A 19,904-nucleotide genomic window follows, 5' to 3' on the forward strand; every position below is an offset into this window, starting at 1 on the left:
GGGGGCGCCGTAGGGGAGCGGCGCCCGCAGCGCGCACGCGCACCCGCCGACGTACGACGACTCCGCACCCCCAAGAGCGGAGCGATTCTCATCACAGGAGGCCGCCGGTGAGACGAGGGCGCCCAGGGGCACCGCCCCGAGGGACGGCGGAGCGCACACTGACCAGCGTCGGGACCGGCGAGGACGCGGGCCGGGACGAGCCGGGCGCGGAGCGTCCCGGGGCCGCGCAGCAGGCACCGGAGGGCGGCCGCCGGGAGGCGTCCCGGCTGTGGCACATCACGCTCAGCGTCTCCGGTGCCAAGGCCCCGCTGAACGAGGTCCGGCGGGCGCTGGAACAGCTCGCCCACGACCATCCGTTCCTGCTGACCAGCCGCTACGCCACCGACCACGCCGAGATCCGCTACTGGGAGGAGGCGCGGGACCTGCACGACGCCGCCGCGGTCGCGCTGCGGCTGTGGGGCGAGCACCGCTCGACGGCCAAGCTGCCGCCGTGGGAGATCGTCGGCCTGGAAGTCATCGACCGTGAGACGTATCACCAGCGCCTCGCGGAGGGGTACGGCCCGCCGCCGGCCTCCCCGGTCGGCGTCCACCCGTTCTGACCACCGGCCATCCGCGTCCCGCGCTGTGAGATAGGGCGTGGCCGCGGCCTGCCACCCGGCTAGGCTGCGGCCATGACCAGCAGCGCATCGCACTCCTCGCCCGTCCTCGAGACCGCCCGCCGCGCGCGGGAGGCAGCCGCCGTCCTGGCGCCACTGCCGCGTACGGCCCGGGACGCAGCGCTGCTCGCCATCGCCGACGCCCTGGTGGAGCGGACCGAGGCGATCGTCGCCGCCAACGCCCAGGACATCGCCAAGGCGCGGGCGGCGGGCACCGCCGAGTCGATCGTGGACCGGCTCACCCTCACCCCCGAGCGGATCGCGGCCATCGCCGCCGATGTCCGCCAGGTCGTGGCACTGCCCGACCCGGTGGGCGAGGTGGTGCGCGGCTCGACCCTGCCCAACGGCCTCGACCTGCGGCAGGTCCGGGTCCCGCTGGGCGTGATCGGCATCATCTACGAGGCCCGGCCCAATGTGACGGTGGACGCCGCCGCCCTGTGCCTGAAGTCCGGCAACGCCGTGCTGCTGCGCGGCTCGTCCTCCGCGTACGCCTCCAACAGCGCCCTGGTGGACGTGCTGCGCGACGCCGTCCAGAGCGCCGGGCTGCCCGCCGACGCGGTGCAGCTGGTGCCCGGCGAGAGCCGTGACTCCGTACGGGAGCTGATGCGCGCCCGCGGCCTGGTGGACGTGCTGATCCCGCGCGGCGGCGCGTCCCTGATCCGTACGGTCGTCGAGGAGTCCACCGTCCCGGTCATCGAGACCGGCACCGGCAACTGCCACGTCTACGTCGACGAGGCCGCCGACCTCGACATGGCCGTCGAGATCCTCGTCAACTCCAAGGCCCAGCGGCCCAGCGTCTGCAACGCCGCGGAGACGGTGCTGGTGCACGCCGGGATCGCCGAGAAGTTCCTGCCGCGCGCCCTGGAGGCGCTGACCCAGGCCGGCGTGATCGTGCACGGCGACGCCGTCTGGCAGCAGGCCGGCCCCGGGCTGGTGGCCCCCGCCACCGACGAGGACTGGGCGACGGAGTACCTCTCGTACGACATCGCGGCCGCCGTGGTGCCCGACCTGGACGCGGCGGTGGCGCACATCCGGCGCTGGACCTCCGGCCACACCGAGGCGATCGTCACCACCTCGCAGGCCGCCGCCCGCCGCTTCACCCAGTTGGTCGACTCGACCACCGTCGCGGTCAACGCCTCCACCCGCTTCACCGACGGCGGCGAGTTCGGCTTCGGTGCGGAGATCGGCATCTCGACGCAGAAACTGCACGCCCGCGGCCCCATGGGACTGCCGGAACTGACCTCCACGAAGTACATCGTCACGGGCGACGGCCACACCCGCTGAACGTCCCCCGGATTCCCCGTTCTCCCTGCCCAAAATGACCGGCCGGGGCTAACCTGGACGGGTGCCGGACGACGTGGGGGGCAAGCCGTTCCCGGACGGTGAAGAGCCCGACGAGCACCACCACGGGAGCCACGGAAAAGCGGACGAAGAATTCGCCTCCGTGGTCTTCGACGAGGAATTCGTCCGGTCCGCCCGTATTCATGAGCCCTCCGCGGTCGAGCGGATGCTGGCCGCCGCCGAGGCGCGCGCCGAGGCCGAGGCGGCCCGCTCCGGGCCCGGTTTCGGCCCCGAGGGCGACGACCCGGACGGACGCGGCCGCCGCCGGGGCCGGGAAGCCGATGACTACGAGGGCTACGCCGATTACGGAGAGTACGGGGACGGGGAGTACGGCGACCATCCGCCGCATGACCCGTACGGCCCCTACGGCGGTGCGCTGCGTCCCTACCGCAGCAGCACCCGCTGGCACCGGCCGGTCGCCTGGGTGCTGGCCGTGGTGATGGGCATCGGGCTGGTCGCGCTGGCCTTCAGCGCCGTCTACCGGGGCTCCGCCGGGCGGACCCAGAGCCCGGCCCCGGCGCCCACCTCCAGCGGGATGGACGCCCCTGTCACGAGCCGTACGGACAGCGTCGGGACGGCGCGCCCCGGCCTGCCGTCGCCGCCGGCCGTGGAGCCCCTGAGGCCGTCGTTCTCGGCGGTCCCCAGACCGCACTGACGGCGCGGCACACTTCCCGCAAATCGGGCGCCCGAAACCGCTTCGTCCGGCGAAGTTGCCCGGCCTCCCGGCGTTTACGTTCGCCCCCGCAGACCTACTCTTGTTGTATGACCGGGCCTGGTGACCCTCCGGAAGGGACGCCCAACGGCGCCCCGGGAGGCGGTGAGGACGAATACCGATCCGTCGTCTTCGACGAATCGTTCGTTCGGGCTGCGCGGCTTCAGGAGTTCTCCGCGGACGAGCGGCTCGGGGAGCATCATTCGCCGGCCGTCAAGACGCGGCACGCCTGGCGGCGGCTGGGCGGCTCCCGGCAGGCCATCCTGCTGGTGCTGCTGATCGTGCTCGCTTTCGGCACCGCCGTCTACATGGGCGTACGCCACCCCTACAAGACCCCCGAGACGGTCCGGGCGCAGCCGCTGCGCTCCGCGGTGGTGCCGCTGGCGCCGTCCGGGAAGGTGCCCGGCGCGACCCCGGCGGATCTCTTCGCGCACAGCCCCGCGGCGAATTACCGGATCGGCGCCGCGGGCGTCAATCTGCCCCCCGTCGCCCGCACCGAGCACTTCTCCGACGGCCAGATCGTCTCCGCGCTGACCATCGCGAAGGACTATCTCGTCCGCTCCTCGCTGGACCCGGACACCCTCACCGGCGGATCCGTACGGCCGGTGCGGCTGCTGCTCGACACCCGCCAACTCGACCAGTTCGACCGCAGCCTGGCGCACCCCGGCAACAACGGCCATGACGCGGCCACCGGTTGGCTGGTCCGCTTCGACCCGCAGACCCGGCTCGCCGACCGGAACGTCCGGGTCGACGGCACGCTCTCCGCCTCGGAGTTGAGCCCGGACGCGCTCGATGTGACCGCCGACTACACCTTCGTCTACGCGGTCCGGCCCGCCCCGGGTGCGCCGGCCGCGGCATCGGGCCAGGACGTCGGCAAGCCCACGCCCGGCGCCGCCTCGCTGGTCACCGTCCGCCGTGAGGTGCACTTCCGGCTGACCCGCGACAACCTCAGCGACCACCGCCTGGAGGTGCTCCAGAGCAGCCTTCAGGCCGGGCCGCTGACCTGCTCGTCGAAGCCGGCCGACGCGCTGCGCCCGCTGTTCGCGGGACAGCACGCCGGCAACGACCGGCCCACGGGCACCGACCCCTACGCCAGGGAGCGGATCAACCCCTCCCTCTGCGGTGAGCTGGCACCCTCGGCCCAGCCGAAGCCGAGCCATCCGATGCGCTAGGAGGACCTGGACGTCCCGGGACGGGACCTAGGCGCCCGCTCCACCGCTTCCGTTGGCGCCGCCCGAGCCCTCGGGACGCCCGCCGCCCCGGAAGACCGTGTCGCGCAGCTTGCCGCCCAAGTCGCCCGCGCCGCCCGCGATATCGCGCACCAGGCCCATCAGCGGGTCCTTGCTGTTGCGCATCGAGTCGGCGTAGTGGGCGGCGGAGTCCCGGAACGAGTCGGAGACCGAGGTGTCCTTGTCCTCGTCCCGGCGCGGGTAGTGGCCGTCCATGATCCGCTGGTAGTCGCGGCTGGTCGCCCACTTCTTGAGCTCGGCCGCCCGCACGGTCGTGAACGGGTGGCTGCGCGGCAGCAGGTTGAGGATCTTCAGCACGGAGTCGCGCAAATCGCCGCCGGACTCGTACTCGTCCGCCTGCTTCAGGAAGGCGTCGACATTCATCTCGTGCAGATGATTGCCGCCGGCCAGCTTCATCAGACCGCGCATCGAGGCGTGGAGATCCTGTCCGACCAGCAGCCCGGCACGGTCCGCCGACAGCTCCGACTTGCGGAACCACTCGCGCAGCGCCGTCACGATCGCCATGATCGCGACATTGCCCAGCGGGATCCAGGCGACCTTCATCGCCAGATTCGTCAGGAACAGCAGGATCGTGCGGTAGACCGCGTGCCCGGACAGCGCGTGCCCGACCTCGTGGCCGATGACCGCCCGCATCTCTTCCTCGTCCAGCAGCTCGACCAGGCCGGTCGTCACCACGATGATCGGCTCGTCGAGACCGATGCACATGGCGTTGGGCTGCGGGTCCTGATTCACATACATCGGCGGGACCTTCTCCAGGTCCAGGATGTAGCAGGCGTCGCGCAGCATGTCGTTGAGGTGCGCGAACTGCTGGTCGCTCACCCGCACCGAGTCCGACAGGAACAGCAGCCGCAGGCTGCGCTCCGGCAACAAGCCGCTGAGCGTCTTGAAGACGGTGTCGAACCCGCTCAGCTTGCGCAACGCCACCAGCGCCGAGCGGTCCGCCGGGTGCTCGTACGACCGCGACGAGATGCCGGGGAATCGCCGCCGGTCCCGGCTCGGTACGTTCGCGCTGCCGTCTGGGCTCTCCGTCATTGGGGCCTCCCCCTGTTCGACTGCGTGTGTTCAGAGTAGAGGACGCCACCGACAGGAGAATGGATGCTCGGGCGTACGCTGGCGATCGCACCAATACCCGCACAGGTCCGTACACATGGCCGCACGGACCGCGTCAGAGGGAGCGCATCGTCATGCCGTATCCGAGCGTGCTGCTCGCCGCAGCCCAGGAGACCGCCAGGGACGGCGGACCCGGATGGATCCTGCGCGCAGTGATCATCGTCGGCGTCGTGGGTGCCGCCCTGCTCGCCTGGTTCCTGTTGCGCGGTTACGGGCAGGACTGACCCTCCGCCGGCCGCCCGGGGTGCCTCCGGGCGGAGTCGCCGTGGGCCCCCGCCGAGCTGACGCTTACGATGTGGTGGAAGTCTCCGCCCGACCCCAGCCCGGATTGGTCCTGCTGACGATGAGCCTGCACACCACCGCACAGTCCCTGGCCACCCTCGCCGCCGAACCCGGCCACGAGGGCGGGCATGCCAGCCTCAACCCCTTCGTGACCGGTGGCGGCGCCCTTTTGATCCTGCTTCTCCTGCTCTGGATCACCACCCGTTTCAACCGGGACCGCTGAGCCCCGCCACCCGGCACCCGGCATCGCACGTCGCCCAGTAGGGTCTGCACGCATGGGAGAGCACACAGGGCCCGTGAAGCGGCGACTCGGAGTGATGGGCGGGACGTTCGACCCGATCCATCACGGACACCTGGTCGCCGCCAGCGAGGTGGCCAGCCAGTTCCACCTCGACGAGGTCATCTTCGTGCCCACGGGACAGCCGTGGCAGAAGAGCCACAAGACGGTGTCCCCGGCCGAGGACCGGTATCTGATGACGGTCATCGCGACCGCGTCGAATCCGCAGTTCTCCGTCAGCCGGATCGATATCGACCGCGGCGGCAAGACGTACACGATAGACACGCTGCGTGATCTGCGGACGGAGCACCGTGACGCGGATCTGTTCTTCATCACCGGCGCCGATGCGCTCAGCCAGATCCTGACCTGGCACGATGCCGCGGAGCTGGTCTCACTCGCCCACTTCATCGGGGTGACCAGGCCCGGCCATGTCCTCGCGGACCCCGGGCTGCCCGCGGGGGCGGTGTCCTTGGTCGAGGTGCCGGCACTGGCCATCTCCTCGACCGACTGCCGGGCGCGCGTCGCCCAGGGGGATCCGGTCTGGTACCTGGTGCCGGACGGTGTGGTGCGCTACATCGACAAAAAGCAGCTGTACCGCAACGACGGCTGACGGGGCTGACGGAAAGGGGCACCGGTGAGCGACCGACAGGATCCGTACGGGCCGCGGGACCCGTATGCCCACGACCCGTATGCCCAGGAGCAGCAAGGGCAGCAGGGTCAGCAGGGCTACACCTACGACGCCTACGGGCAGCCGGTGTACCACGACGCCGCACAGCCGTCGTACCCACAGCACTACGACGCCTACGGGCAGCAGGCCGCCCCGTCCGCCTATGAGGGCTATGACCCGTACGGCGGCCAACAGGGCGCAGGCCAGACCGCCCAGGGGTACCAGGGCGGCCATCAGCCGTACCAGGCGCAGCCGGAGTACGGCTACGACCCCTACGGCGGCGGCCAGGTGCAGGACCGGCCCGGCCATCCGCAGCAGTACGACCCGTACGGCAGCCCCCAGCAGGACCCGTCGCACCAGCAGGAGTGGATCCCGCAGCAGGCCCAGCAGTCCCCGTACGAGCAGGTCTCCTACGGGGAGCAGCCCCGCTACGAGGAGGCCGCCCCGCAGCGCCAGGACGGCCCGCCCCGGCCGCCCGCGCAGCGCCGCGCCCCGGCGGAGGAAGCCGACGGATCGGACGCCGCGGGCAGGTCCGGCGCGCCCTCCGCCGACGCCCCCGATTACGGCACCGAGCAGTTCGCCTTCATCGAGGAGCCGGACGAGGACTCCGAAGACGTCATCGACTGGCTGAAGTTCACCGAGAGCCGCACCGAGCGGCGCGAGGAGGCCAAGCGGCGCGGCCGCAGCCGGATCGTCGCGCTGTCCGTCGTGCTGGCCCTGCTGGTCGCCGGCGGTGTCGGCTATCTGTGGTGGGCGGGCAAGCTGCCGGGAGTGGCCGGACCGGAGTCCGGCGCGGCGGCGGCCGCCGGGCAGAAGCGCGATGTCCTCGTCGTCCATCTGCGGGACACCAAGAGCGGGAACAGCTCGACGGCCCTGCTGGTGGACAACGAGACCACCCACAAGGGCACCACCGTCCTCCTGCCCAACAGCCTCCTCGTCCCCAAGGACGACGGCACCAGCACGACGCTCGGCAAGTCCGTCAAGGACGAGGGCACCGAGCCGACCCGGGACTCCCTCAACAGCCTCCTGGGCGCCGACCTCAAGGCCAGCTGGCGGCTGGACACCCCGTACCTGGAGAACCTCGTCGAGACGATCGGCGGGATCACCCTGGACACCGACGCCACCGTCCCCGGCGCCAAGAAGGGCGCCTCCCCGGTCGTCAAACAGGGCAGCGCCCAGGACCTCAGCGGCCAGGCCGCCGTCGCCTACGCCACCTATCTGAAGCCGGGCGAGCCGCAGACCAAGCAGCTCCAGCGGTTCGGCCAGGTCATGCAGGCCGCCCTGAAGAAGGTCTCCAGCGACGCCGACGGCGCCACCACCACGGTGAAGACGCTGCTCCAGGTACTCGACCCGCCGCTCACCGAGGCCCAGCTGGGCAGCTCGCTGGCGCAGCGGGCGGAGCTGGCGAAGACCGGCGCCTACCGGACCACCCTGCTGCCCGTACAGGCGAACGGGACGCTCAGCCAGACCACCTCGGCCAGTGTGGTCAAGGACGTGCTCGGCGGCACGGTCAAGAAGACCGCCCCCGGCGCGACCGTCCGGGTCGCGGTCCGCAACGCCACCGGGAACCAGGCCGCCACCGGAAAGGCGCAGGTGGCGCTGCTCAACGGCGGCTACAGCTTCGTCGACGACGGCACCGCCGCCGCGGCCGGTACCGCGTCCCGGATCACCTACGCGGACGCCGCCCAGAAGGCCAAGGCCGCGGAGGTCGCCAAGACACTGGGGCTGCCGGCGGGCGCGGTCCGGCAGGGCAAGGGCGCCTCGAACGCCGATATCACCGTGGTGCTGGGACGGGACTACAAGGGCTGACGGGCCGGACGCGCCCGGCCCCTCCGGTGTCCGCCGCCGGGGCCCGGTCGCCGGCCCCGGCGCTGCCGGCCCGCGCGCCGGAGCCGACCGGTGGGTTCGAAAACACAGCCGGGCTGTCGGCGGTCCGTGAGACCCTTGAGGGGTACCTGACCGCCGATCCGGTTGCCCATGGGGACTGCGGCGCGCGCCGCGGCTCCGCAGCGAGCCAGCGCCCCTGCCCGGCCGGAGAGGCTGCCCTCGAACCGGAAAGCCGCTTGTGACCGCCACGGACCGCTCCATCGAGCTCATCAACGCCGCCGCCCAGGCCGCGGCCGACAAGCTCGCGCACGACATCATCGCGTACGACGTCAGTGACGTCCTCTCGATCACCGACGCCTTCCTGCTGGCCTCGGCGCCCAGCGACCGCCAGGTCAAGTCGATCGTCGACGAGATCGAGGAACGCCTCAACAAGGACCTCGGCGCCAAGCCGGTCCGCCGCGAGGGCGACCGCGAGGCCCGCTGGGTGCTGCTCGACTACGTCGACATCGTGGTGCACATCCAGCACAGCGAGGAGCGGGTCTTCTACGCGCTTGAGCGCCTGTGGAAGGACTGCCCCGAGATCGACCTCCCCGAGGAGGCCAAGGCCACCCGTGGCAAGGCCGCGGCGCACGCCGACGCCACGGCGGGCGAACAGGACGGTGAGCTGCTCTGAACGCCACCGGGAGCGGCCAGGGTCGCCGCATCGTCCTGTGGCGCCACGGCCAGACCGCCTGGAATCTGGAGCGCCGTTTCCAGGGCTCGACGGACATCGAGCTGACCGAGGCGGGTGTCGCCCAGGCGCGGCGCGCCGCCCGGCTGCTCGCCGCCCTCGGGCCGGACGCCATCATCGCCTCCGACCTCCAGCGGGCGGCGGCGACGGCGCGTGAGCTGGCTGCGCTGACCCGGCTCGACGTCACGCATGATGCGGCCCTGCGGGAGACCTACGCGGGCTCCTGGCAGGGGCTGACGCACGACGAGATCCTCGCGCGCCACGGCGAGCAGTACAGCGCCTGGAAGCGCGGTGAGCCGGTGCGCCGCGGCGGCGGCGAGCTGGAGACCGAGGTCGCCGACCGGGCCGCGCCCGTCGTCCTCAACCACGCCGACAAGCTTCCCGAGAACGGCACCCTGGTCGTGGTCAGCCACGGCGGCACGATCCGCACCACCATCGGGCGGCTGCTCGGCCTGGAGGCCCACCACTGGGAGGGCCTGGGCGGTCTGTCGAACTGCTGCTGGTCGGTGCTGGGCCGGGGCGCGCGCGGCTGGCGCCTGATGGAACACAACGCCGGCACCCTGCCGGAGCCGGTGCTCGGCGACGACGACTGAGCCCGCCGGGCGGCCCGGCCGGGCCGGATTTCACATCTGGGCAGGTCGCAGGCTAAAGTTCTTCTTGTTCGCGGCGCCGCCGGGGGAAACCCGGGGGAGCGGAACAAGACCCGGGGCTATAGCTCAGTTGGTAGAGCGCCTGCATGGCATGCAGGAGGTCAGGAGTTCAATTCTCCTTAGCTCCACAACCCGGATGATCCCGTCTCCTCTCGGAGGCGGGATCTCTGCGTTGTGCGCGGCCGCATCGCGGTCGGGGCGCCCCGTGCGCGGGCCGCCGCCGGGCCGGTGGCCGGCGATGCCGTCGGCCACGGTGGCGCGAAGGCGGCCCTGACCCGGCCCGCGGTCCGTGGCAGAATCGGACGGCGCCGGCAGGGGAGGAGAGATCGCGATGCCCACGAGCATCCTCGAGGAGGTCAATGACCTGCTCGAAGTGGCCGAGGCGCAGGGCTATGACTGGCTGCCGGAATACGCGCTCCGTTTCACCTGCCCCGTCGACGGTCCCGCCTCCGTGCGCAACGGCGACGGCACCGCTCTGCAGTGCCCCTCGTGCGGCTCCTCCCATGTCGCACAGGTGCTGGGCGACAACGGGGGCGTTTCCTTCGTTTGTACGGCCTGCGGCCACAGTTGGAGCTGATGGATGGGCGCGCACAGCAGGAAATGTGACTGGTGCGGCAGCGGTACGCCGATCGTCCGGGACATGGAACCCGTCAACACGGACTACCAGTACTGGTGCGAGGAATGCGCCCGCGCCCTGGTCATAAAAGGCGACCCGATCGAGACCTACCGGGAGCTCGACGGGGAACCGATCTACGGGCGGTTGCTGGACGAGCACTGCACGCTGAAGCGCTTCTACTCGTTCGCCACGGCCTGAGCGGGCCGCCGCCCCCAGGGGCACTGACGCAGCGCGCCCCTTCCTTTGACGCCGTCTCAGGCAGCTCAGGACAGCTCCGGGCAGGTCCGGGCAGTTCCGGACGCTTTCGGACCCTTTCGGTCGGACGGAACCGGCGTCGGCGGCGGGGACGTTGGGGCGGATATGAGACGGTCACCGCGCAACTCCGCAGTGCGGGCGCACGGTTCAGCGTCCGCCGCCGGCATCGGCGTCGGCCGACGGGCGTGCGTCGCCCTGTCCCGCCCGCCGCCGGAGCCGCCACAGCCGGGCCGCGGTCAATGCCAGCAGCGCGAGACCGGCGAGCGGGTAGCTGCCGGAGAGCAGCATCTGCAGGCCGTTCTGGTGCAGTTCCTCGTGGTGGTGCCAGCGGTGCGGCACCCACCACAGCGCGAACGAGCAGAAGAGCAGCCCCAGCGCACCGGTCATCGTCCACCAGCGGCGGGCCGCGGTGCCCCTCCGGTGCAGCGCCTCGGAGCCGGCCAGGATCAGCATCGGTACGCACCACACCCAGTGGTGGGACCAGGAGATCGGGCTGACCAGGAGCGCGGTGGCCGCGCAGGCGACGGCCGCCCAGGCGCGCTGCCCGCGCAGCAGCGAGGCGACCGCCAGTGTCAGACCGAGGGCCCCGGTCAGACCGGCGACCACGAACCAGGCGGCGCCCGGGTCGTGGGTGTGCAGCAGCCGGGCGAGGCCGCCGCGCAGCGACTGGTTCGCGGTGATCTCCACTTCACCGACCCGGTCGGTGGCGTACACGATCTCGGTCCAGAAGCGGTACGAGTCGCGCGGCAGCGCGAGCGCGGACAGGAGCGCGGTGGCCAGGAAGGTGGCGGTGGCGACGGACGCCTGCCGCAGCCAGGGGTTCCAGGCGGCACGGAACCGCGCGCCGGACCGCAGCAGCTGCCCGGCACGGACCAGTCCGGCCAGCGCGAGAAACACCGCGAACAGCGCCGGGGTCAGTTTGAGGCCGGCCGCGATGCCGATGCCGATGCCCGCGAGCCGCCGGGTGTCCGCGCGGGTCAGGTCCCACAGCACCAGCACCGCGATCAGCAGATTGATCTGGCCGTAGCGCAGCGTCGTCCAGACCGGCTCGCACCACACCAGCAGCGCGGAGAGCGCGAACGTCGCGGCGGGCCGGGGCAGCCGCCGGGGCCGGCCGGCCAGCCGCAGCGAGAGGTGGACGACGCCGACGAGCAGCAGCAGGTTGCCGGCGGTGGCGACGGTCCGCATCGCCGGGACCCCGAGCAGGGTGAGCGGGGTGAACAGCAGGGCCGCGAAGGGCGGGTAGGTGTTGGGCAGATGCGCCGAGGTCGCCACCATGTCGTAGAGGGACTCGCCGTTGCGGACGGTGAAGCCCTCGGCGCGGTAGACCATCAGGTCGATCATCGTCACGTGCAGCAGGCGCTGCACGGTCCAGAAGGCGGCGAAGGAGACCAGGCAGCCGAGGGCCGCCGCGAGGGTCGGGTGCCGGCGGATGAGGCCCTTGCCGGGCTGGGCGCCGCCGGCGTCGGTGGACTGCTCCAGCTCCAGCGCGGTCACGGCGTACGGCTCCCCAGGACGAATCGGACACAGATCGCCGACAGTACCGCGCGTGGCGCCGCAGAGCCCCGGGCAGAACGATTTGGCGAAAGCCGGGGAGGTCCGTGTAATGTAGGCGATGCCGCAGCGGGGAACCGGGCGGAAACAGAATACGGGGCTATAGCTCAGTTGGTAGAGCGCCTGCATGGCATGCAGGAGGTCAGGAGTTCAATTCTCCTTAGCTCCACAGTGAACGAAGCAGGTCATCCGATATGGATGGCCTGCTTCGTCGTGTGTCTGTCTGCCGGGCGTCCCAGGGGTGCAACCGGCGGTAGTTCCCCCGGAGTTGTGCTGATATCCGGTCAGTGACGCGTCCGCCAGGGCGAGTTGAGCGTTCGCTCCGTGTTCATTCCTGACCAGTCCTTGTCTTTCCTTGGGTTCATCTTGGTGATCGCATGCCCCTGACATGAACGGTTCACCGAAAGAGTGGCGGATCGCGTGAGCCTCACCTCTCACGCCTTCACCGCTCGTGCGGTGCCGCACACCGGCACACCGGCGCAGCGCGGCACCCCGCGGCGCACCACATCGCCACACAGGGGGTTCCATGAGATCAAGCCGCACCAGATCACCGCGCGCCCGCGCCGGTCTGGCCTGGGCAGCGACGCTGCCGCTGGTCGCCGGTGCGCTCGCGCTGGGCGCGCCCGCCGCCGACGCCGCGGGCCACGACGGCGGCCGGCACGCGCTGCCGGGCACCAAGCCGCTGTGGGCCACCCGGCAGGCCGACCAGGGCGCCACCTCCGCCTCCGCGGCCGTCACCGCCCGCGTCTACCTGGCCGGACGTGACGCCAACGGCCTCGCGGACCGCGCGCGGGCCGTGTCCGACCCGCACTCCGCCGCGTACGGGAAATATCTGAGCCCCGCCCAGGTGCGCGCCCGCTACGGCGCCACGCACGACCAGATAGCCAAGGTGACCGGCTGGCTGAAGAAGTCCGGTCTGACGGTCACCGGCACCACCAACCGCTATCTGACGGTCAAGGGCGACGCGGCCGCCGCCGAGCGCGCCTTCGCCGTCGACCTGCACAATTACCGCAAGAGCGGGCACACTTACCACGCCCCCTCGGCCACCGCCTCCGCGCCCGCCGCCCTGGCCGACGCGGTCCTGACGGTCACCGGCCTGGACAACGCGCCGCGGCTCGCCAAGCACCACTCCAGCGAACTGCCGCCGCCGGAAGGTGTCTTCCGTAACTCCGGCCCGTTCTCCTCGTACTACGGCTCCAGGACCGACAAGAAGCTGCCGTCCGCCTACGGGAGCAAGGCGCCGTACGCGATCAAGGGCTACACCGGGAAGCAGCTCCGCGCCGCCTACGGGGCGAAGAAGTGGACCGGCAAGAACGTCACCGTCGCGATCACCGACGCGTACGCCTCGCCGACCATCGCCAAGGACGCGGACACCTACGCCGCCCGCAACGGCGACCCCCGCTACCGCCGGGGCCAGCTCTCCCAGGTGCTGCCCGAGAACTACACGCACATCAAGGAGTGCGGCGCGGCCGGCTGGTACGGCGAGGAGACCCTCGACGTCGAGGCCGTGCACGCCGTCGCCCCCGACTCCGACATCGTCTACGTCGGCGGCGCCTCCTGCATGGACGACGATCTGCTCGACTCGCTCGGCAAGATCGTCGACGGGCACCTCGCCGACATCGTCTCCAACTCCTGGGGCGACATCGAGGCGAACGAGACCCCGGACGTGGCCGCCGCCTACGACCAGCTCTTCCAGCAGGGCGCGGTGCAGGGCATCGGCTTCTACTTCTCCTCCGGCGACAACGGTGACGAGGTCGACAACACCGGCACCAAGCAGGTCGACACCCCGGCGAACTCCGCCTGGGTCACCGCCGTCGGCGGCACCTCTCTGGCCGTCGGCAAGCACGACGCGTACCAGTGGGAGACCGGCTGGGGCACCCGGAAGGCGGTGCTCTCCCCGGACGGCCACGACTGGACCGGCTTCCCCGGCACCTTCAACGGCGGCGCCGGCGGCGGCACCAGCAAGACCGTCGCGCAGCCCTTCTACCAGCGCGGAGTCGTCCCGGACGGGCTTGCGAAGGCGAACGGCGGTGGCGCGATGCGCACCGTCCCGGACATCGCCGCGGTCGCCGACCCCAACACCGGCTTCCTGGTCGGCCAGACCCAGACCCTGCCGGACGGCAAGCTCGGCTATGACGAGTACCGCATCGGCGGCACCTCACTGGCCGCCCCGGTGATCGCCGGCGTCCAGGCGCTCGCCCAGCAGGCCCGGCACGGCGTCGCCATCGGCTTCGCCAACCCCGGCATCTACCAGCGCTACGGCACCGCCGCCTACCACGACGTCACCGATCACCCCCTGGGTGCCGGCCGTGACCTGGCGGTCGTCCGGGTCGACTACGTCAACGGCACCGACGCGAGCAAGGGCACCACGACCTCGCTGCGCAGCCTCGGCAAGGACAGCTCCCTGCGCGCGGTCGTCGGCTACGACGACGTCACCGGCGTCGGCACGCCGGGCGCCGGCTATGTGAGCTCCTACCGCCCCTGACACCAGGGCGCGGCCCCGCCTCCCCGCACCGGTCGTGCCCCGGTGACGCGGCGGTAGGAGGACGGGTAACCGGGGGCGGGGCCCGCATGGGGGCAATCCCAGCGCGGGCCCCGTACGCCCTGCGGTACCCTGACGCCATGCGTGCCGTACGCCTTCTGCTTAGCGGGCCGCGCTGATCAGTACCGACGGATGACAGAACCCGTCGGAATCGGCGCGGCTTCCCCTCCTGTGCGAGGGGTCTTTTTGTTTCGGCGTGCCGGGGATCTGGCGCGTTTCCGCTGGCAGAGACGATCGATGGAGCTTTGAGGACGATGAGCGAGACGACCAACTCCCCCGCTGCCGAAAGCGCGGGAGGTGCCCCCACCGAGACGACGGCGCCGCACCGCTACACGGCCGCGCTGGCCGCCGACATCGAGGCACGCTGGCAGGAATTCTGGGAGGCGGAGGGCACCTACGAGGCCCCGAACCCCAAGGGTGACCTGGCCGGCGACGCCGGGACGGTGGCCCGCCCCAAGAAGTTCATCATGGACATGTTCCCCTACCCGTCGGGCGCCGGCCTGCATGTCGGGCACCCGCTGGGGTTCATCGCCACCGACGTCTACGCCCGCCACCAGCGCATGACGGGCCACAACGTCCTGCACACCCTGGGCTTCGACGCCTTCGGCCTGCCCGCCGAGCAGTACGCGGTGCAGACCGGCACCCACCCGCGGGTCTCCACCGAGGCCAACATCGTGAACATGCGGCGCCAGCTGCGCCGCCTGGGCCTGGGCCACGACGGGCGCCGCTCCATCGAGACGATCGACCCGGCGTACTACAAGTGGACCCAGTGGATCTTCCTCCAGGTCTTCAACTCCTGGTACGACCCGGAGGCGGACGCCGCCCGCCCGATCGACACCCTGGTCGCCCAGTTCGAGGCCGGCGACCGCCCGACCCCCGACGGCCGGGCCTGGAGCGCCCTGAGCCCCCTGGAGCGGGCCAACATCCTGGGCGAGTACCGCCTGGCGTACGCCTCGGACGCACCGGTCAACTGGTGCCCCGGCCTGGGCACGGTGCTGGCCAACGAGGAGGTCACCGCCGACGGCCGCTCCGAGCGCGGTAACTACCCGGTCTTCAAGGCCAAGCTGCGCCAGTGGAACATGCGCATCACCGCCTACGCCGACCGGCTGCTGAACGGCCTGGACGCGCTGGACTGGCCGGAGGCCATCAAGCTTCAGCAGCGCAACTGGATCGGCCGCTCCGAGGGCGCCCGGGTCGACTTCCCGGTGGGCGACGACAAGATCACCGTCTTCACCACCCGCCAGGACACCCTGTTCGGCGCGACGTACATGGTGCTGGCACCCGAGCATCCGCTGGTCGCCGGCGCCGACAACGGCAACGGCACGGGCTCGATCGTCCCGGACGCCTGGCCCGAGGGCACCCACGACGTGTGGACCGGCGGCCACGCCACCCCCGGCGACGCCGTTGCCGCCTACCGCAAGCAGGCCGCCTCCAAGTCGGACGTCGAGCGGCAGGCCGAGGCCAAGGACAAGACCGGCGTCTTCACCGGCGCCTTCGCGACCAACCCGGTCAGCGGCGAGCAGGTCCCGGTCTTCATCGCCGACTACGTCCTGATGGGCTACGGCACCGGCGCGATCATGGCCGTCCCCGCCCACGACACCCGCGACTTCGCCTTCGCCCGCGCCTTCGAACTGCCGATGCGCTGTGTCGTCGAGCCGTCGGACGACCGCGGCACCGACCCCTCGACCTGGGACGACGCCTTCGCCTCGTACGACGCCAAGATCGTGAACTCGTCCGGCGCGGACATCTCGCTGGACGGCCTGGGCGTCACGGAAGCCAAGGCCAAGATCACCGACTGGCTGGCCGACCAGGGCATCGGCGAGGGCACCGTCAACTTCCGGCTGCGCGACTGGCTGTTCAGCAGGCAGCGCTACTGGGGCGAGCCGTTCCCGATCGTCTACGACGAGGACGGCGTGGCCCACGCCCTGCCCGAGTCGATGCTGCCGCTGGAGCTGCCCGAGGTCGAGGACTACTCCCCGCGGACCTTCGACCCGGACGACGCCGACACCCAGCCGGAGACCCCGCTGTCCCGCAACGAGGACTGGGTCCATGTCGACCTGGACCTGGGCGACGGCATCAAGCGCTACCGCCGCGAGACCAACACCATGCCCAACTGGGCGGGTTCGTGCTGGTACGAGATGCGCTATCTGGACCCCCACAACAGCGACGCGCTGGTCGACCCGGAGATCGAGCAGTACTGGATGGGGCCGCGCGAGGGGCAGCCGGCCGGTGGCGTCGACCTGTACGTGGGCGGCGCGGAGCATGCCGTACTGCACCTGCTGTACGCCCGCTTCTGGTCCCAGGTGCTGCACGACCTGGGTCATGTCTCGTCCTCCGAGCCGTTCCACAAGCTGTACAACCAGGGCATGATCCAGGCCTTCGTCTACCGGGACAGCCGCGGTATCGCCGTCCCGGCCGCCGAGGTCGAGGAGCGGGACGGCGGCTACTACTACCAGGGCGAGAAGGTCAGCCGCGTCCTGGGCAAGATGGGCAAGTCCCTGAAGAACGCCGTCACTCCCGACGAGATCTGCGCCGAATACGGCGCGGACACCCTGCGCCTGTACGAGATGGCGATGGGCCCCCTGGACGTGTCGCGCCCGTGGGACACCCGGGCCGTCGTCGGCCAGTACCGCCTGCTCCAGCGCCTGTGGCGCAATGTCGTCGACGAGGCGACCGGTGAGGTCACCGTCGTCGACGGCGAGCCGGACGAGGCCACCCTGCGCGCCCTGCACAAGGCGATCGACGGTGTCAGCCAGGACATGGCGAACCTGCGCTTCAACACCGCCATCGCCAAGGTGACCGAGCTGAACAACCACCTGACCAAGGCGGGCACCCCCGTCCCGCGCACGGTAGCGGAGCAGCTGGTGCTGCTGATCGCCCCGCTCGCGCCGCACATCGCCGAGGAGCTGTGGCGCAAGCTGGGCCACACCGACTCCGTGGTGCACGCGGACTTCCCGGTGGCCGACCCGGCGTACGTCGTGGACGAGACCGTGACCTGCGTCGTGCAGATCAAGGGCAAGGTCAAGGCGCGGCTGGAGGTCGCCCCGTCGATCTCCGACGCCGACCTGGAGGCGACGGCCCTGGCCGAGCCGGCCGTGGTCGCGGCACTGGACGGCGCGGGCATCCGGAAGGTCATCGTCCGGGCGCCGAAGCTGGTGAACATCGTTCCGGCGTAGCCGTCGGCGGGCGCCCGGAGCCAGTCCCGGGCGCCCGGCAGCGGCTCTTCGGGACCGCCGCTGAGGCTCCGGGCCGGTCGCGGGACCGCTTCGCTCCGCCCTGCCGGTGCTCCGTGAGCGCCATGGGTGGTTTCCCCTACGGGCAGGTTGGGGGTTCTTCCGGAACCCGCGACCTGCCCTGGCCGTTTACCGTGGAGGTACAGGGCGCGGGCCGGAATCCGGCGCCGCCGACACGTCTGGGGAGAGCCCATGGAAGCCGCCGTTGCCATCGTCGGACTGCTCTTCGTGCTGTTCGTTCTGGCCGGGGTCTTCGTGACGGTCAAGGCGGTCAAGGCAGCCAAGCGCGGAGTGGACCGCACGGTCGCCCACGCCCGCAGAACCGTCGAGGACACCACCCTCCGGGCCCGCCAGATCGCCCAGCCCGGCGTGGTCGGCGAACTGGCGCAGCTGCGGCTCTCGCTGCGCACCTCCATGCGCGCCACCCAGGAGGTGCTGTACGGGGGCTCGCCGGACGACGCCTCCCTCAGTGAGGCGATCGGGCTCTTCGAGCGTCTCAGCGCCCATGGCCATGAGCTGGACGACGAACTCAAGCGGCTGGAACGCGAGCCCGACCGGGCCACCATCGGCGTCCGCCTCCCGGACCTCCGGGAGCGCCTGGAGCGGATCACGCACTCCGCGGAGTCGCTGCGCTGGGCCGCGCGCGACCGCGCCCGCAAGTTCGCGGACGACGATCTGGCCTCGCTCAGCGACCAGATCGATGTGGAGTCCGGCGCGCTGCGGCACTGGACCCGGGTCGAGGACGCCACGGATCCGCTGCGGGACCCCGTAGCGGGCCGTCCGGAGAGCGCGGGACCGGGAGAGACGAAGAGCCCCGGGCGAGCGCAGCCGACGGACGGGCCCGCACGGTCCGGTGCCACCGCCGGCCCGTCGGACGCCGCCGCCCGCTCCTGGGGCCCGGCCCCCGAGGACCCGCCGGCGATCACCGCACGGGACCCCCGCACCCAGCCGTCCTACCCGTGGCAGAAGGCCCCGCGGACGGAGGACACGACCAGATGAGGACGTAGCGGCGGGGGGAGGGGCGAGGGGGCGGGGCGGGGGCCCGGGGGAGAGGAAGACGACCGTGAAGGGGCCGGCGGCTCCGGGCTTCACCGGGCTTCACCTGGCTTGTGTTCCTGGCGGACGTCGAGGATGCGGGGGATGCCGGGGGTGTTGACGCGGTCTTCTCCGGGAACCAGGGCTTCGGCGGGGCCTTTCGGTGGGCTCTTGGCAGAGCCTTGGGTAAACCTGGAGGATCTTGGGGAGGGGCCCGCACTGTGCGGCGTCCGGATCCCCGGATAACCTCCCTGTCATGTCCCGCCATGTCGCGATCGTCACCGATTCCACGGCCTACTTGCCGCGGGCGGCTGTCGAGCGTCACCACATCACGGCCGTGCCACTGACCGTCGTCCTGGGGGACCAGGCCCTGGAAGAGGGCACCGAAATCTCCGCGAGATCCCTCGCCCAGGCGCTTCAGAAGCGCCGGTCCGTGACGACTTCCCGGCCCAGCCCCGCGACGTTCGCGGAGACCTATCGCAAGGTCGCGGCGACCGGCGCGAGCGGCATCGTCTCGCTCCACCTCTCCTCGGAATTCTCCGGCACGTACGACGCGGCGGTGCAGGCGGCCAAGGAAGCTCCGGTGCCCGTACGTGTCGTGGACACCGGGATGGTCGCGATGGCCCTCGGGTTCTGCGCCCTCGCGGCCGCGGAGACCGCGGAGGCCGGCGGGGACATGGACGACGCGGTCGCCGCCGCGGAGAAGCGCGCAGCGGGTACCTCCGCCTACTTCTACGTCGACACCCTCGACTATCTGCGCCGCGGCGGCCGGATCGGCGCGGCCCAGGCGCTGCTCGGTTCCGCGCTCGCCGTCAAACCGCTCCTGCAACTGGCCGACGGGCGGATCGAGCTGCTGGAGAAGGTTCGTACGGCGTCCAAGGCCATCGCGCGGCTGGAGGAGATCGCCGCGGAGCGGGCGGGCGAGGGCCAGGTCGACATCGCGGTCCACCATCTTGCCGCGGCGGAGCGCGCGGATGCCCTGGCCCAGCGGCTCCGGGAGCGGGTCACGGGGCTCAGTGAGCTGCATGTGAGCGAGGTGGGCGCGGTGATCGGCGCGCATACGGGCCCCGGTCTGTTGGGGGTTGTGGTTTCGCCGCGGTGAGAGGGGTGGCGGGGTGCCCTGTGGGTGACGGAGTTATCCACAACTGGGGTGCTGTCCACCGGAAT

General features: G+C 71.5%; 18 protein-coding genes and 2 tRNA genes. 18 read left to right on the plus strand and 2 right to left on the minus strand.

The window, feature by feature from the left end:
• The first annotated feature begins 107 nt into the window (after nucleotides 1-107).
• The 4 genes from ACZ4XD_RS27640 (at nucleotide 108) to ACZ4XD_RS27655 (ending at nucleotide 3,881) form a co-directional block, all read left to right on the plus strand.
• Nucleotides 108-599 (plus strand): hypothetical protein, encoded by a 492-nt coding sequence (locus tag ACZ4XD_RS27640; RefSeq protein WP_468046444.1) that lies wholly within the window; start codon nucleotides 108-110, stop codon nucleotides 597-599.
• Nucleotides 600-671: 72 nt separating this feature from the next.
• Nucleotides 672-1,940 carry a glutamate-5-semialdehyde dehydrogenase gene (locus tag ACZ4XD_RS27645; protein WP_468046446.1) on the plus strand — a complete coding sequence of 423 codons (1,269 nt, stop codon included), beginning with the start codon at nucleotides 672-674 and terminating at the stop codon, nucleotides 1,938-1,940.
• 61 nt (nucleotides 1,941-2,001) lie between these two features.
• A complete protein-coding gene (locus tag ACZ4XD_RS27650; RefSeq protein WP_468046448.1) occupies nucleotides 2,002-2,652 on the plus strand; it encodes an SCO2584 family spore wall biosynthesis protein in 651 nt (216 codons plus the stop codon).
• A gap of 107 nt (nucleotides 2,653-2,759) precedes the next feature.
• A complete protein-coding gene (locus ACZ4XD_RS27655; RefSeq protein ID WP_468046450.1) occupies nucleotides 2,760-3,881 on the plus strand; it encodes an SCO2583 family membrane protein in 1,122 nt (373 codons plus the stop codon).
• Nucleotides 3,882-3,908: 27 nt separating this feature from the next.
• Here the strand turns inward: ACZ4XD_RS27655 and ACZ4XD_RS27660 are convergent, their stop codons facing one another.
• Nucleotides 3,909-4,991: a M48 family metallopeptidase gene (locus tag ACZ4XD_RS27660; RefSeq protein ID WP_468046452.1), complete on the minus strand. Its 1,083-nt coding sequence runs from the start codon at nucleotides 4,989-4,991 to the stop codon at nucleotides 3,909-3,911.
• 152 nt (nucleotides 4,992-5,143) lie between these two features.
• On the opposite strand from ACZ4XD_RS27660, the gene ACZ4XD_RS27665 reads away from it, so the two are divergent.
• From ACZ4XD_RS27665 to ACZ4XD_RS27705, 9 genes are all read left to right on the plus strand, one after another.
• Nucleotides 5,144-5,293: a hypothetical protein gene (locus ACZ4XD_RS27665; RefSeq protein WP_167352495.1), complete on the plus strand. Its 150-nt coding sequence runs from the start codon at nucleotides 5,144-5,146 to the stop codon at nucleotides 5,291-5,293.
• 71 nt (nucleotides 5,294-5,364) lie between these two features.
• The gene (locus tag ACZ4XD_RS27670) at nucleotides 5,365-5,574 is read left to right on the plus strand and encodes a hypothetical protein (RefSeq protein WP_468046502.1); all 210 of its coding nucleotides are present in this window, start codon (nucleotides 5,365-5,367) and stop codon (nucleotides 5,572-5,574) included.
• Nucleotides 5,575-5,626: 52 nt separating this feature from the next.
• Nucleotides 5,627-6,238, plus strand: coding sequence for a nicotinate-nucleotide adenylyltransferase (gene nadD, locus ACZ4XD_RS27675; RefSeq protein ID WP_042154737.1), 612 nt, complete (start codon nucleotides 5,627-5,629; stop codon nucleotides 6,236-6,238).
• Nucleotides 6,239-6,262: 24 nt separating this feature from the next.
• Nucleotides 6,263-8,104, plus strand: a complete 1,842-nt coding sequence (locus ACZ4XD_RS27680; protein ID WP_468046455.1) for a LytR C-terminal domain-containing protein — start codon at nucleotides 6,263-6,265, stop codon at nucleotides 8,102-8,104.
• A 256-nt stretch (nucleotides 8,105-8,360) separates the two neighbouring features.
• Entirely contained in the window at nucleotides 8,361-8,795 is a 435-nt protein-coding gene (gene rsfS / locus ACZ4XD_RS27685; protein WP_042154734.1) for a ribosome silencing factor, read from the plus strand.
• Nucleotides 8,792-9,445: a histidine phosphatase family protein gene (locus ACZ4XD_RS27690; RefSeq protein ID WP_468046500.1), complete on the plus strand. Its 654-nt coding sequence runs from the start codon at nucleotides 8,792-8,794 to the stop codon at nucleotides 9,443-9,445. The genes rsfS and ACZ4XD_RS27690 overlap by 4 nt, the downstream gene beginning before the upstream one ends.
• A 112-nt stretch (nucleotides 9,446-9,557) precedes the next feature.
• Nucleotides 9,558-9,630 (plus strand) — tRNA-Ala (locus ACZ4XD_RS27695).
• A gap of 203 nt (nucleotides 9,631-9,833) precedes the next feature.
• Entirely contained in the window at nucleotides 9,834-10,079 is a 246-nt protein-coding gene (locus ACZ4XD_RS27700; protein WP_042154731.1) for a hypothetical protein, read from the plus strand.
• A 3-nt stretch (nucleotides 10,080-10,082) separates the two neighbouring features.
• Nucleotides 10,083-10,316: a hypothetical protein gene (locus tag ACZ4XD_RS27705; RefSeq protein WP_030413843.1), complete on the plus strand. Its 234-nt coding sequence runs from the start codon at nucleotides 10,083-10,085 to the stop codon at nucleotides 10,314-10,316.
• 204 nt (nucleotides 10,317-10,520) lie between these two features.
• Here the strand turns inward: ACZ4XD_RS27705 and ACZ4XD_RS27710 are convergent, their stop codons facing one another.
• Nucleotides 10,521-11,870 (minus strand): glycosyltransferase 87 family protein, encoded by a 1,350-nt coding sequence (locus tag ACZ4XD_RS27710; protein WP_468046457.1) that lies wholly within the window; start codon nucleotides 11,868-11,870, stop codon nucleotides 10,521-10,523.
• 153 nt (nucleotides 11,871-12,023) lie between these two features.
• On the opposite strand from ACZ4XD_RS27710, the gene ACZ4XD_RS27715 reads away from it, so the two are divergent.
• From ACZ4XD_RS27715 to ACZ4XD_RS27735, 5 genes are all read left to right on the plus strand, one after another.
• Nucleotides 12,024-12,096 (plus strand) — tRNA-Ala (locus tag ACZ4XD_RS27715).
• Nucleotides 12,097-12,453: 357 nt separating this feature from the next.
• On the plus strand, nucleotides 12,454-14,412 hold the full coding sequence (locus ACZ4XD_RS27720; RefSeq protein WP_468046459.1) for a S53 family peptidase: 1,959 nt from the start codon (nucleotides 12,454-12,456) through the stop codon (nucleotides 14,410-14,412).
• A 311-nt stretch (nucleotides 14,413-14,723) separates the two neighbouring features.
• Complete coding sequence (locus ACZ4XD_RS27725; RefSeq protein WP_468046461.1) at nucleotides 14,724-17,645, plus strand: leucine--tRNA ligase; 2,922 nt, start codon at nucleotides 14,724-14,726, stop codon at nucleotides 17,643-17,645.
• 249 nt (nucleotides 17,646-17,894) lie between these two features.
• Nucleotides 17,895-18,701, plus strand: a complete 807-nt coding sequence (locus ACZ4XD_RS27730) for a hypothetical protein (protein WP_468046463.1) — start codon at nucleotides 17,895-17,897, stop codon at nucleotides 18,699-18,701.
• A 292-nt stretch (nucleotides 18,702-18,993) separates the two neighbouring features.
• Nucleotides 18,994-19,839, plus strand: coding sequence for a DegV family protein (locus tag ACZ4XD_RS27735; RefSeq protein ID WP_468046465.1), 846 nt, complete (start codon nucleotides 18,994-18,996; stop codon nucleotides 19,837-19,839).
• Nucleotides 19,840-19,904 lie beyond the last annotated feature (65 nt).

This window comes from Streptomyces sp. NPDC029466 (assembly GCF_055574515.1).